This is a genomic window from Hypericibacter adhaerens (assembly GCF_008728835.1).
GTDB classification, from domain to species: domain Bacteria; phylum Pseudomonadota; class Alphaproteobacteria; order Dongiales; family Dongiaceae; genus Hypericibacter; species Hypericibacter adhaerens.
The window spans coordinates 500,519-513,381 of the sequence record NZ_CP042582.1; the positions used below are offsets into that span (position 1 = coordinate 500,519).

12 protein-coding genes are annotated in these 12,863 nt (G+C 67.9%); 5 read left to right on the forward strand and 7 right to left on the reverse strand.

The window, feature by feature from the left end:
- Positions 1-144: 144 nt before the first annotated feature.
- Both FRZ61_RS02210 and FRZ61_RS02215 read left to right on the forward strand, forming a co-directional pair.
- The gene (locus FRZ61_RS02210; RefSeq protein ID WP_151114759.1) at positions 145-1,317 is read left to right on the forward strand and encodes an IS481 family transposase; all 1,173 of its coding nucleotides are present in this window, start codon (positions 145-147) and stop codon (positions 1,315-1,317) included.
- Between the two features lie 145 nt (positions 1,318-1,462).
- A complete protein-coding gene (locus FRZ61_RS02215) occupies positions 1,463-2,209 on the forward strand; it encodes a phosphorylase family protein (protein ID WP_191909259.1) in 747 nt (248 codons plus the stop codon).
- Here the strand turns inward: FRZ61_RS02215 and hpnH are convergent.
- A complete protein-coding gene (gene hpnH / locus FRZ61_RS02220; protein WP_151114762.1) occupies positions 2,168-3,328 on the reverse strand; it encodes an adenosyl-hopene transferase HpnH in 1,161 nt (386 codons plus the stop codon). The two genes, FRZ61_RS02215 and hpnH, sit on opposite strands and share 42 nt — an antisense overlap.
- Before the next feature lie 61 nt (positions 3,329-3,389).
- On the reverse strand, positions 3,390-4,394 hold the full coding sequence (gene ispH / locus FRZ61_RS02225) for a 4-hydroxy-3-methylbut-2-enyl diphosphate reductase (protein ID WP_151114763.1): 1,005 nt from the start codon (positions 4,392-4,394) through the stop codon (positions 3,390-3,392).
- Between the two features lie 481 nt (positions 4,395-4,875).
- Between ispH and FRZ61_RS02230 the strand changes: the two genes are divergently transcribed.
- A complete protein-coding gene (locus FRZ61_RS02230; protein ID WP_191909260.1) occupies positions 4,876-5,523 on the forward strand; it encodes an ABC transporter substrate-binding protein in 648 nt (215 codons plus the stop codon).
- Here the strand turns inward: FRZ61_RS02230 and FRZ61_RS02235 are convergent, their stop codons facing one another.
- Together FRZ61_RS02235 and FRZ61_RS02240 are read right to left on the reverse strand one after the other, a co-directional pair.
- Positions 5,524-7,221 carry a glycosyltransferase family 39 protein gene (locus tag FRZ61_RS02235; protein ID WP_151114765.1) on the reverse strand — a complete coding sequence of 566 codons (1,698 nt, stop codon included), beginning with the start codon at positions 7,219-7,221 and terminating at the stop codon, positions 5,524-5,526. It abuts the gene before it with no gap.
- Positions 7,222-7,450: 229 nt separating this feature from the next.
- The gene (locus FRZ61_RS02240) at positions 7,451-8,128 is read right to left on the reverse strand and encodes a glutathione S-transferase family protein (protein WP_151114767.1); all 678 of its coding nucleotides are present in this window, start codon (positions 8,126-8,128) and stop codon (positions 7,451-7,453) included.
- Between the two features lie 189 nt (positions 8,129-8,317).
- On the opposite strand from FRZ61_RS02240, the gene FRZ61_RS02245 reads away from it, so the two are divergent.
- On the forward strand, positions 8,318-9,817 hold the full coding sequence (locus FRZ61_RS02245; RefSeq protein ID WP_151114768.1) for a leucyl aminopeptidase family protein: 1,500 nt from the start codon (positions 8,318-8,320) through the stop codon (positions 9,815-9,817).
- Between the two features lie 28 nt (positions 9,818-9,845).
- Positions 9,846-10,226 (forward strand): MarR family transcriptional regulator, encoded by a 381-nt coding sequence (locus FRZ61_RS02250; RefSeq protein WP_151114769.1) that lies wholly within the window; start codon positions 9,846-9,848, stop codon positions 10,224-10,226.
- 146 nt (positions 10,227-10,372) lie between these two features.
- Here FRZ61_RS02250 and FRZ61_RS02255 read toward each other — a convergent pair whose 3' ends face one another.
- The 3 genes from FRZ61_RS02255 to FRZ61_RS02265 all read right to left on the reverse strand — a co-directional run bounded on the left by FRZ61_RS02255 (position 10,373) and on the right by FRZ61_RS02265 (position 12,738).
- Positions 10,373-11,056 carry a hypothetical protein gene (locus tag FRZ61_RS02255; protein ID WP_151114770.1) on the reverse strand — a complete coding sequence of 228 codons (684 nt, stop codon included), beginning with the start codon at positions 11,054-11,056 and terminating at the stop codon, positions 10,373-10,375.
- Positions 11,057-11,070: 14 nt separating this feature from the next.
- The gene (locus tag FRZ61_RS02260; protein ID WP_151114771.1) at positions 11,071-11,661 is read right to left on the reverse strand and encodes a hypothetical protein; all 591 of its coding nucleotides are present in this window, start codon (positions 11,659-11,661) and stop codon (positions 11,071-11,073) included.
- Positions 11,662-11,799: 138 nt separating this feature from the next.
- A complete protein-coding gene (locus FRZ61_RS02265; protein WP_151114773.1) occupies positions 11,800-12,738 on the reverse strand; it encodes a 2-hydroxyacid dehydrogenase in 939 nt (312 codons plus the stop codon).
- Positions 12,739-12,863: the final 125 nt, after the last annotated feature.

The following is a 12,863-nucleotide window of genomic DNA, read 5'->3' on the forward strand; positions in this document are numbered from 1 at the left end:
GACGTTTGGGTGAAAGAGAAAAGACACCTCTTGCCTCACTTTCTTCCCCTCCCCCCTTGTGTACAGACCGGGGACATCGAGGACAGGTGTTCGGGGACATCGAGGACACCCTGATCCGACTGAGGTCGGAGAAGGGGAACCTGGATGCCGTGGGGGTCTGCCTTGGATCGTCGAGTGGAATTTGTCCGTCTGGCGCAAGCGCCGGGGTGCAATTTCAGCGAGCTGTGCCGTCGCTTTGGCGTAAGCCGGTCGGACGGTTACAAGTGGCTGAGGCGCTTCGAGGCGGAGGGAGCGCCTGGGCTCCAGGAGCGTTCGCGCCGGCCGCGGTCGAGCCCTGGCCGGACGCCGGGCGAGCTGGAGGCCGAGGTGCTGGCGGTGCGCGCGGAGCACCCGGCGTGGGGTGGGCGGAAGATCCGCAAGGTGCTGCAGCGCGAGGGCCGGGACGCGCCGGCCGCCTCGACGGTGACGGCGATCTTGCGCCGGCACGGCAAGCTGGATGGGCCTGGCGCCGGCGAGGCCAGGGACTGGGTGCGCTTCGAGCACGAAGCGCCCAACGATCTCTGGCAGATGGACTTCAAGGGCCACTTCGCCTTGGGGACCGGTCGCTGCCACCCGCTCACCGTGCTGGACGACCACTCCCGCTATGCGCTGGCGATCGGCGCCTGCGGCGACGAACGAGAGACGACCGTGCGCGAGCGTCTCACCGGGGTGTTCCGCCGCTACGGCCTGCCGCTGCGCCTGCTGGCCGACAACGGTGCACCCTGGGGCACAGCAGGCCCGGAGCGCCACACCCGGCTCACCGTCTGGCTCATGGATCTGGGCGTGGGCGTCTGCCATGGCCGGCCCTACCACCCTCAGACCCAGGGCAAGGACGAGCGCTTCCACCGCACGCTGAAGGCCGAACTGCTGGACAGATGGCCGCTCCAGGACCTGGCCGGCGCCCAGGCCGCCTTCGACCACTGGCGCGAGGTCTACAACGCCAAGCGTCCGCACGAGGCCCTCGGCCTGGAACCCCCGGCCTCGCGCTACCGGATGAGCCCCCGGCCCATGCCCGAGCGGATCGACCCGCCCGAATACGAGCCCCAGGCCCAGCTCCGCAAGGTGCACGACACCGGCTGGATCAGCTTCAAGGGCCGTCAGATCAACTGCTCGAAGGCCTTCGTCGGTCGGCGCCTGGCGTTGCGCGCCACTACCACCGACGGTGTCTTCGATCTCTGCTACCGAAGCCACGTGCTGTCGCAGGTCGACCTGCGACAGCACATCACTCATACTGTCCTCGATGTCCCCGAACGGGTGTCCTCGATGTCCCCGGTCTGAACACCTTGAGGGGGAGGTTAGGGTGGGGGGTGATCGAAGAACGCGGTGTCGGAAGAGCTTTCCGCAGTGCGAACATGATCCGCATCGAGCCCGTGGCCACCCCCCACCCCAGCCTCCCCCTCAAGGGGGGAGGGGAAGAAAAGAAATGGTGGAACCTCGACGCCCGGCCCTGAAGAGCACGGCCGCTCCTAGCGCCGCCATTCCCGCTCACCACCACCTCGGCTTCGTCGTCGGCTTCGCCGCCGAGGCGCGTCTGCTCCTGCGGCGCTTTCCGGCCGCCGCGGGTTCGGTCGAGATCGCGGGCGCCGATGCGGGGCGCGCGGAGAAAGCGGCCCAGGCCTTGATCGGGCGCGGCTGCGACGGGCTGGTCAGCCTGGGCTATTGCGGGGCGCTTCTGGCGCGGATGGCGCCCGGCACCATCCTTCTCGCCGAGAGCATCGTCATGCCCGACGGCAAGACCGCCGGCTGCGACGACGATCTGGTGGCGGCCCTGGCGGGCGCGCTGGCGGCGGCGAAGCTCTCCTATCACCTCTGCTCGATCGCCGGCAGCGACCAGGCCGTGGCGACCGCCGCCGACAAGGCGCGGCTGGCCCTGGGCACCGAGGCGCATGCCGTCGACATGGAAAGCCACGGCGTCATGCGCGCCACGGCCGGAGCGGGCCGGCCGATGGCGGCGCTCAGGGTCGTGCTCGATCCGGCGGAGCGCGATCTGCCGCGGGCGGCCCTGGTGGCGCTGGGACCCGATGGCGGGCTTCGCCTGGGCGCGCTGATGGGGGCGCTGCTGCGCCGCCCCGGCGAGATTTTGGGATTGCTGGCGCTGGCGCGCGATGCGCGCCGCGCGCGGGCGAGCCTAGGCCGCGCTGCTGCGGCGCTCGCCCGGGGCCTTGGCTGAGGTTTCCTTCTCGGCCTGGAACTTGTCCATGTTGTGCCTGAGCTGGCGCTCGAACACGAACTCGGCCGGCCGCGCCTTGTCGAGCTCGATCTCGGGCGCCATCGGACCGTCGGTCTTCGGCCCGCGGATCGCCGCCATCATCGCCTTCATGGGATGCGCCAGCGTGTCGTTGACGGCCGTCGCCTCGTAACCGCAATGGACCATGCAGTCGGCGCACTTCTCGTAGTTGCCGGTGCCGTAGCGGTCCCAGTCCGTCTCCTCCATCAGCTCGCGGAAGGTCGCGACATGGCCTTCGCCCAGGAGGTAGCAGGGCTTCTGCCAGCCGAACACGTTGCGCGTCGGGTTGCCCCAGGGCGTGCAGTGATAGGTCTGGTTGCCGGCGAGGAAGTCGAGGAACAGCGCCGACTGGTTCAGGCGCCAGCCCTTGCCCTTGCCGCGGCGGAACACGTCGCGGAAGAGCTGCTTGGTCTGGCTGCGCTTGAGGAAATGCTGCTGGTCGGGCGCGCGCTCATAGGCATAGCCCGGCGAGATGGTCACGCCGCTGACGCCCATCTCCATCGCGGTGTCGAGGAAGTGGGCCACATGCTCGGGCGCCTCGCCGTCGAAGAGGGTGCAATTGACGTTGACGCGGAAGCCCTTGGCGCGCGCGGTCTTGATCGCCGCGACCGCCTTGTCATAGACGCCCTCCTGGCAGACCACCTTGTCGTGGCGCGCGCGGTCGCCGTCGAGATGGATCGAGAAGCAGAGATAGGGGCTGGGCGTGAACTGGTCGATCTTCTTCTCGAGCAGCAGCGCGTTGGTGCAGAGATAGATGAAGCGCCGGCGCTTCACCAGCTCGGCCACGACCTTCGGCATCTCCTTGTGCAGCAGCGGCTCGCCGCCGGCGATCGAGACGATCGGCGCGCCGCATTCCTCGGCCGCACCCACGCATTCCTCGACCGACAGGCGCCGGTTCAGGATGTCGTCCGGATAGTCGATCTTGCCGCAGCCGGCGCAGGCGAGATTGCAGCGGAAGAGCGGCTCCAGCATCAGCACCAGCGGATAGCGCTTCTTGCCCTGGAAGCGCTGCTTCATCAGGTAGGTACCGACATGGATCTTCTGGATCAACGGAACGGACACGCGGCTCTCCTGGTCGAGGGATGCGGCGACGATCTCTTGGGGCGGCTGGCGGGCGGAGGGGTCATTCGGCCGGGGTTGGGGCGCTGTTGCGCTCGCTTTCGCGGGGCTGCGGCCGGCCCATCCGCCCGTAGGGCGAACCGGCGACGTCCCACAGCATCTCGGGCAGCTTGAAGCGAACGTTCTCCTCGACGCCCTCGAGATTCTCGATCTCGACCGGCGTGATCTGGCCCAGGCGGTTGAGCACCTCCTGCACCAGCTCTTCCGGCGCCGAGGCGCCGGCGGTGACGCCGACGGCGTCCACGTTGGCGAACCAGGCCGGGTTGATGTCGTCGGCCGTGTCGATCAGGTAGCTGGCGATGCCCATTTCGGCCGCGATCTCGCGCAGCCGGTTGGAGTTCGAGCTGTTGGGCGAGCCCACCACCAGGATCACGCCCACATGCTGGGCCAGGAGATGCACCGCCTGCTGGCGGTTCTGCGTCGCGTAGCAGATGTCGCGCACGTCGGGGCCGGCGACCTGCGGAAAGCGCTGCTTCAGCTTGTCGATGATGACGCGGGTATCGTCGACCGACAGCGTCGTCTGGGTGATGTAGGAAACCTTGGCCGGGTCGCGCACCCGCAGCCGGTCGACATCGTCGACGGAGGAGACCAGATGCACGCCGCCCGGGATGCGTCCGCGCGTGCCTTCGACCTCGGGATGGCCCTCATGGCCGATCAGGATCACGTCATAGCCCTGCTCGGCATAGCGCTGGCCTTCGCGATGCACCTTGGCGACCAGCGGGCAGGTGGCGTCGATCACCGGCAGATCGCGCAGGCCCGCATCGTCGGCGACCTTCTGCGCCACACCGTGGGCCGAGAACACCGTGATCGCGCCGTCGGGAATCTCGTCGAGCTCGTCGACGAAACGCGCGCCGATCGAGCGCAGCTTCTCCACGACCCGTTTGTTGTGGACGATCTCATGGCGCACATAGACGGGCGGCCCATATTTGCGGATCGCCAGCTCGACGATCTCCACGGCGCGCTCGACGCCGGCGCAAAAGCCGCGGGGCTGGGCCAGAATCACGCGCATCTTCGGATGGGCTCCACTCACTGGCGACTATCCTCGAGGATGAAGGCCCGCGGGTCCTCGCGAGCGGGGTTCCGTCATAGGTTAAGGCCAACCCCCTGGCTCAACTATTAAGCTTCTAGCCACCGCCCTTGCGGACGTCCATCCCCCTGTCCGCATTGGGACCATAGAAGCGCCGGCAAATCAACCCGTTGCATCGAGGGGAAATAGCCAAATCCCGGGAAATGCGGCATTTTTGCCCAGGGCTCAAGTCGGGTGGCAAGGTTGCGCAAAGCGGTGGGGCATGCCTATATGTCGCGCCGCCACCGTCGGACGCCTCCAAAAGAGGCACCCGAGGGGGCGGCATTTGTCTAACCGGCAGCAGGGGATGGCCGCTGGGGACTTTTTACCGATCCGATCGGAACCAAGCCGTCCGGTGGCGCCGGCCCGACCCTGGGCCGATGGGGACGACCACGCGAGCGCACGACAGAGAGCCAAAGGAACCATGACAGCCCATCCCCGCCGTTTCCTTCCCGTTTTCAGCATCGGCCTCGCGCTGGCCATCGTCCTGGCGCTGGCAGGCCCGGCCCGGGCGGTTGCGACGCCCGCGGGCGACGTGATCGGGAAGCTGAACGGCGCCTTCCTGCAGGTCATGCAGAACGCCGCCACGCTGGGCTATGAGGGCCGCTACAAGCAGCTCGAGCCGGTCGTGGCCGATGCCTTCGATTTCACGCTGATGTCGCGGGTCGCCATGGGCGGCCAGTGGCAGAACCTGACCGACGCGCAGAAGCAGACGCTGGTCGACACCTTCCGGCGCTATTCGACCGCGACCTATGCCGCCCGCCTCGACGGCTTCAAGGATCAGCGCTTCGAAATCCTGGGCGAGGAGCAGAAGGCCCAGAACACGGTGCTGGTGAAGAATCAGATCGCCAGCGCCAGCGGCGATCCGATCCGCATCGACTATCTGCTGCGCCCCGACCAGGGCCAGCTCAAGATCATCGATGTCTATCTCAAGGGCTCGATCAGCCAGCTCTCGGTCTATCGCTCGGAGTTCATCGACGTGATGGGCTCGAGGGGCTTCGATGGCCTGATCCAGACGCTCGACCAGCGCATCGCCGACATGTCGAAGGGCGAGGCCCCCGCGGCGCAGTAATCAAAACCGCTGCGCCAGCACCGCGCCGTTCGTGGCGACCACGTCGCTCGCCGGCCAGAAGGCGGCCCAATTGTCGCCGGCCGCCCCCAGCATGAGCGGGCGCAGCGGCAGGCGCAGCACCCCGCCCTGGAAATAGGACAGCACCACGCCGTCGGGATTCTGCGCCGCCCAGCCGAGCGCCGCGCCGGCGCTGGCGAACACCGTGACCGGCTGGTCGAGCCGGCCGAGGAAATCGTACTCGCCGCGATAGCGCCCGAGCAGGGCCACGCCCCGTCCCGATTGTTGGAGCTCGTAGATCTGCTCGGCCAGCGGCGTGATGTCGAAGAAGGGCCGCAGGGACTGGGCGAACTCGATGTTGAAGCTCACCACCACGAGCGTGGGCAGGAGCGCGAGCTGCATCATGCGGGCCTGGAGTGCCCGCGGCGCTGCCTGGCCGACCAGATAGGCACCGCCCAGCAGCACGAGGCCTGAGATCAGGCCGGTGCCGCCGAGCCAGATCGGCAGGCCGGTCGGGCTCACGAACTGGCGCCAGACCGCGTCGAGATGGGCGACCGGCACGATGTTGAGCAGGAAGAACAGAAGCCCCGCCAGCAGGATCGGGGCCGTCGGCAGGGCCGCGTGATAGTCCGTCGGCTTGTTGGCCTGCACCGTCAGCAGCCTTGCCGCCAGGAGCGCCAGGGGTGCCAGCGCCGGCACCAGCCCGTAGGAGGAGCGGCCCTCGGTCAGGAAGCTTGCGAGAAGGGCGGCCCCCACTGCGACCAGGATCAGGCGCAGCCCGTCATCGATCGGCATCCGGGTCTGGTTGCGCATGGCGCGCCAGATCGGCTTCCACCAGGCCCAGGGATGCAGAAGGGCGGGCGCCAGCAGCAGCAGCCAGTAGAACGGGCGCTCGGGCGGGCGCAGCGGCGCGCCGGGATAGCGGGAGGGATCGGCGAGGAGGGCCGCCAGCGGGTCGGGAAGGCGCAGCAGCCAGGGAAGCTGCATGAGCGCCGCCAGCGCCAGCGCGCCGGCCACGCCAGCCAGCCAGGGCAGGGGGCGCGGGCGTTGCACGGGATCGAGCCAGGGCAGCACCAGGATCAGGGGCAGGATATAGAGCAGGCCGGCCCCGCCGCGGGCCAGGATCGCCAGGCCCAGGGCCGTGCCATAGACGGCCCAGCCGAACAGCGGCTGGCGGTGCAGCACCAGCCCGAGACCGGCGATGGCGCCCAAGAGGAAGGCCGCGAGGGCCAGGTCGGGCAAGGTGAGGGCGAGCGAGCCGGCAAAGCCGCCGAAGCCCACCAGAACGATGGGCGCCGTGGCGAGGGTCTGCGGCCGGCGCGGCCAGAGCAGGCGGGCGACCGGCCCCGCCGTGAGGATGGTGCCGAGCGCGAAGAGAGGCCCCACCAGCCGCGCCCAGAGCTCGCTGGTGCCGAACAGCCACCAGCCGGCCTGGATCAGCCAGGCCAGCAGCGGCGGGTGGCGCGCGAAAGCCTCGATCAGGTCGGCATTGTTCCCGGACCATTGCCACCAGGCCTGGGCCAGCACCAGGCTGTCGAGGCTCGCCAAGGGCGGCCGCGCCGCGAGCGTGCTCACCACCAGCACCAGCCAGATGGCGGTCGGACCGATCGCGGTCGGCAGGAACTTGATCGAGAGATGCAGCGGCCAGCGCCGAAGCGGCAGATGCAGGCCCGACCGTTCCGAGGGCGGCTCGGTGGTCATGGCGCGATCTCATCCCCTCCCCCGCTTTCGGGGGAGGGCCAGGGAGGGGGCTGCTCGATGGATGAAGCCGGAACGAAGCAGCTTTGCGCTGTTTCCTTTATCGCGTCTTCCCCCTCCCTCGCCCTCCCCCGTTCCGGGGGAGGGGATAAAAGGTCGATGCCAGTTGCCGCATGCGATTGTTCTGCCCTCACGGGAGAGGGACAACCGGGTGAAGCAGGGTGGACCTCCATCACGCCTGCCGGAACACCGGGTAGGTGATCTCCCAGGGCTCCTGCCGGGCGGCCTCGGTCCATTCGCGCATCGCCGGCAGGCTGTTGACCGCCTCGATATAGGCCATGGACGCCGGGTCGAGGGTGGCGCCATAGGTGACGAAGCGGGTCGTCACCGGCGCATACATCGCGTCGGCGATGGTGAAGCCGCCATAGAGGAAATCGCCCTTGCCGTTGGCGCCGGCCTTGCCGAAGCGCTCGCGCGCCTCGCGCCAGAGCGCCACGACCCGCTCGATGTCGGCGGCGCAGTGGGACTGGCGGTTGCGCTCCGGCCAGCGGCTCCGGATATCCATCGGCATGTTGCGGCGCAATTCGGCGAAGCCGCCATGCATCTCCGTCGCGACGGCCCGCGCATGGGCGCGCACGACGGGATCTTCCGGCCAGAGCCGCGCCCGGGGCCCGATCTCCGCCGCATATTCGCAGATCGCCAGGGACTCCCAGATGCGGACCGCCCCATGCTCCAGGAACGGCACCTTGCCGGAACCGGAGAAGGCTTTGATTTTCGTTTGCGTATCGGGCAGGTCGAGCGGAATCAGCACCTCGCGGAAGCCCAGGCCCGCCTGCTTCATCGCCAGCCAGGGCCGCAGCGACCAGGAGGAGTAGTTCTTGTTGGCGATATAGAGCGTCATGTCGGTCATGAGGGCGATCCCGAGGGTCCGGAAAAAGGGGCTCCAGTAAGCCCGAGGGTCCCCGGTGAGGCAAGGTGGGGGGCGAAGCGGGGCGGGGCCGGGGTTTCGGCGTCAGCCCCTCTTTTCAGCACGGGTCCGGCGGGCCATGCTGGCGACTCGCTTCCTGGGGCACCGATCGTCATTCCCTCCGAGGACATCATGGCCGAGATTTCTGCGCTCACCGACCGCGCCGCGGGTAAGCCCGCGATCATTCATCCCGTGGCACGGTCGCAATACCGCAACTGGCTCAAGGGCCAGAACGGGACCTTGCGCAAATGGATCGAGGCGACCGACTTCAAGGCCGAGCCGTCGCGCCATCTGCTGCTGCCGGCGCGCGACGGCGGCATCGGCTCGGTTCTCCTGATCCTCGATGACGGGCTCGATCTCTGGTCCTGGGGCGCCTTGCCGCTGAGCATTCCCGAGGGGCGCTATCGCATCGAGGCGCCGCTGACGCCGTTGCAGGCCAGCGCCGCCGCGCTCGCCTGGGCGCTCGGCGCCTATTCCTTCGATCGCTATCGCAAGCCCAAGCGCGAGCCGGCGAAGCTGGTCTGGCCGAAGAACGCGAACCGCGCCAAGGTCGAGAGCATGGCGGGCGCCATCTACTGGGTGCGCGACATGATCAACACGCCGGCCGACGATATGGGACCGGCGGAGCTCGCGGCCGAGGCGGAGAAACTGGCCAAGGCCCACGGCGCGAAGTTCAACGTGATCGTCGGCGATGCGCTGCTGAAGGCCGATTACCCGTCCGTGCATGCGGTCGGCCGCGCCTCCTCGCGGGCGCCGCGCCTGGTCGACATCAGATGGGGCGCGAAGGGCCCGAAGATCGCGCTGGTGGGCAAGGGAGTCTGCTTCGATTCCGGCGGCCTCGATCTCAAGCCCGCCTCGGGCATGCTGCAGATGAAGAAGGATATGGGCGGCGCCGCCCATGTGCTGGGGCTGGCGCGCATGATCATGGAGACGGAGCTGCCGGTGCAGCTCCGGGTGCTGGTGCCGGCGGTCGAGAACGCGGTGTCGGGCAACGCCTTCCATCCGCTCGACATCCTCAAGACCCGGAAAGGCATCTCGGTCGAGGTCGGGAACACCGACGCCGAAGGCCGGCTCATCCTCTCCGACGCGCTGACCGAGGCCGACCGCGACGATCCGGCGCTGATCGTCGATTTCGCCACCCTCACCGGGGCGGCGCGCGTGGCGCTGGGGCCGGAGCTGCCGGCGCTCTTCTCCAACCATGACGAGACCGCCGACGCGCTGCTCAAGCTCGCGGTCGAGAACCAGGAGCCCTTCTGGCGGCTGCCGCTGCATCGGCCCTATCGGCGCATGCTCGACAGCAAGATCGCCGACATCAACAATGTCGGCGATGGCGGCTTCGCCGGCGCCATCACCGCGGCGCTCTTCCTCGCCGAGTTCGTGCGGCCGACCACGCCCTGGGTCCATTTCGATATCATGGCGGCCAACAGCCGCAACCGCCCCGGCCGGCCCGAGGGCGCCGACGCGATGGGCCTGCGCGCCGTCTATGCGCATATCGCGCATCTGGCCGCGGGAAGCGGGAATGCCAAGGGCGAGGCCCCGGCCTCGGCCCTGACGAGTGCCGTGCCGACGCCGGCGCGCAAGCCCGCGGCCGCGAAGCGGCGGGCCCCGGCGCGCCGGCGAGCGCGGCGCTGACAGGCGGGAACAGGACGGGACGAGAGCGATGGCGCTGGGGCGCAACGAGGCCCTGGCCTTGTGGCGTCGCCTGCTGCTGACGGGGATGGGCCCGCCGACGGGCGAGCTGACACAACGCCAGCTGGCATTGCTGGCGACGCTCTATATCGCGGAGGGACCGCACACGGTGCGGGGACTGGCGGCGGGGCTCGGCATGTCGAAGCCCGCGGTCTGCCGCGCTCTCGACCGGCTCGAGCGGCTGGGCTTCGCGCGGCGCAAGGAGGACGAGGCCGACCGGCGCAATGTGCTGGTGCAGCGCACGGTCAAGGGCGCCGTCTTCATGAGCGACCTGGGCGACGCGATCGAGCGCACGCTGGAGGAGCCGGAGGCGGGTGATGCTGTCGGAAAGACGGTCCCCGGGCGCGAGTAAGCTCGAATTTCGCGATCCGCACGGTGAAAACCGGCATGGCGCTGCGGCTGGGTCATCTGGTACCGCCGCCAGCCGGGAAGGAAACGCGCAAGCCCGCGAAACCGGCGCGCCGTCGTTCGTGAAGATCGTGAGGGATCGATGTGGCGTCAGTTCGCCTGGTCCGCGCCGCACCAGGCAAGCTGCCGAAGCTGGTCGCGGATCTTGAGCTCTTCGGCCGTATAGGTGGCGAGTTCTTCCGGACTTTCGCCGTAGGGATCGCCCCAGCCGTTGCAAGCCAGGTAGCAGATCGTGTCGAATTTCGTGCCGGTCCACCAGACCGCTTCTCGGCGGCTGCGAAGCATCGGATAACCGTCGGGACCGGCATGCGAGTAGCAGAGATTGCCTGTGGGCTCTTCCAGGAAGAAGCCCGCGACGCCCTCCCATCCGCGCGGCCGCCGGCCAAGGATGGTGGCGTCGCAACCGGCTGAGCCGCAGGCTCCCGGCACGCCGATCCAAACCATCATCTCGTCGGCGCCCTTGCCATCGAGATCAAGACGGCCCCAGTAGATGTAATGTTGAAAAAGGAAGGCCAACGCTTCGTTGCGGTCGCGAGCATCGCCGCGCTTGATGATGTCGTCGAGCCGATCCAGGAAATCTTTCGATATCGCGGCCGCTCCCGACGAGTCGATGTCATCGGACCATAGGTCTCGCCGTGCAACGGGCCAGGCACCGTCCGGCGGCTCGCCGGGCTGAAGCGAAACGGGAACCTCCGATCCGATCGGTGCGGCCTGAAGGGTCGAGGCTTCCAGCCCGACCGCCATCAATGCGGCAACGAGCAATGATCGGAACATTGTCGTCCGCGTCCTTAGTGGCCGTGCGGCCGCAGATAGGGAATATCGGCGAATTTGCGCAGCCGCGTCTCGATAGGCTTGAATTTGTCTGCCCAATCCGAGGGAAACTTGGTCTCGTCGCTGACCCATCCCTGCTCCGCCAGGAACTTGAGATATCTCTTGACCGCTGGCGCTCCTCCCCGATGCATGGCGGCGGCAAGGCCGTTCTCGGTGATCGTGAAGTCGCCTTTGATGCCTCGAACCACCTGCCCGATCGGCACGGCGAAGTCGTTGGCTCCGAGCAATCGTCGATTGTGCAGAAGAAACTCCTTCAGCGCGATTTCCTGCTTGAGCGGGCTGAACAGGAAATCGTTGTCGTTGGCGACGCCGGATTTCTCCGTCCAGTTGCCGTTATCGTCGCGCCATCCGATGTCTTGGAGTGCGATCGGCCTCAATTGATAGGCTCCGAGCGCGTCGCCATTGCGCGCGAGATAGCCGCCGCTGCCGCGGGACTCCTCGTTGCCGATCCTCTCCCGAAAAGCCGCCGTGATGGGCCACTGCAGGCGAAACCGCGGATCGGGCACGAGCGTGAGTTCGCCCGTCGCCGTGTCGATAGGGTCTGGCATTTATGCCCCTTCAAGGATTGAGTTGCATAAAATCCTATCAGAACACGCAAAGAATGTAAAGAACAAAATAAGAACCCACAAGACAGCATAACTCGCACGTGGTTCCGGTGGCGCGCCCGGCTGCTTGCTTGCCGGTGGCTAGTAGCCCTTTTTCAGATCGACCGTGTTGGGGATGGGCCGGCCCGCCTTGTGGAGCTTGATGCCCTCGAGCACCACCGGGATCGCGGTCTCGGGCTGGGTCAGGCTCGCCACGTGCGGCGTCACCGTGACCTGCGGATGGACCCAGAAGGGATGGTCCGCCGGCAGCGGCTCCTGGTGGAAGACGTCGAGCGTCGCATGGGCGATATGGCCGCTGTCGAGCGCCGCGATCAGGTCGGCATCGACCAGATGGCCGCCGCGCCCCGCATTGATGAGGCAGGCGCCTTTGGGGAGCTGCGCCAGGAGCTTCGCATCGAGGATGCCGCGCGTCTCGGGCGTCAGCGGCAGCAGGCAGACCAGGATCTCGGTGCGCGCGAGGAAGGCCTTCAGCCCCTCCTCGCCATGATAGCTCTTCACGCCCGGCAGCGATTTCGGCTGGCGGCTCCAGCCGGCCACGTCGAAATCGAGTGCCGACAGCTTGGCCGCCGCGTCGGCGCCCAGCACGCCCAGCCCCAGGATCCCGACCTTGCGGTCCTTGGCGAGCGGGAACAGCTTCTGGCGCCAGACGCGCTGTTTCTGTTGCTGGTCGAGCACATGCTGGCCGCGATGATGGCGCAGCGTGTGGAGCAGCACGTATTCCGTCATGCCGGCGGTGAGGCCCGGATCGACCAGCCGCACGATCGGAACGTGGAAGGGCAGGGTCTTGTCGGCCAGGAGCTTGTCGACGCCCGCCCCCAGATTGAAGATCACCTTGAGGTTGGGATAGCGCTGCATGTCGCCGGGCTTCGGCAGCCAGACCAGCGCATACTCGATATCCTCCACCCGCCCCACATCCGGCCAGAAGCGCAGATCGATCGCGGAATCCGCCGCCTTCAGCGGCAGGCGCCAGGCCTCGAACTCGCCGGCATCGTCGTTGGGGCTGTTGAAGAGAATGACCATGCGGGATCCTTGGTGATGGAGCTGAGGGGAGCGAGATGGGGCGAAGGCCGAGCAGCCCCCTCCCTATCCCTCCCCCTCGAGGGGGGAGGGGACAAGAGCGCGAAGCCGACGATAATCCCCTCCCC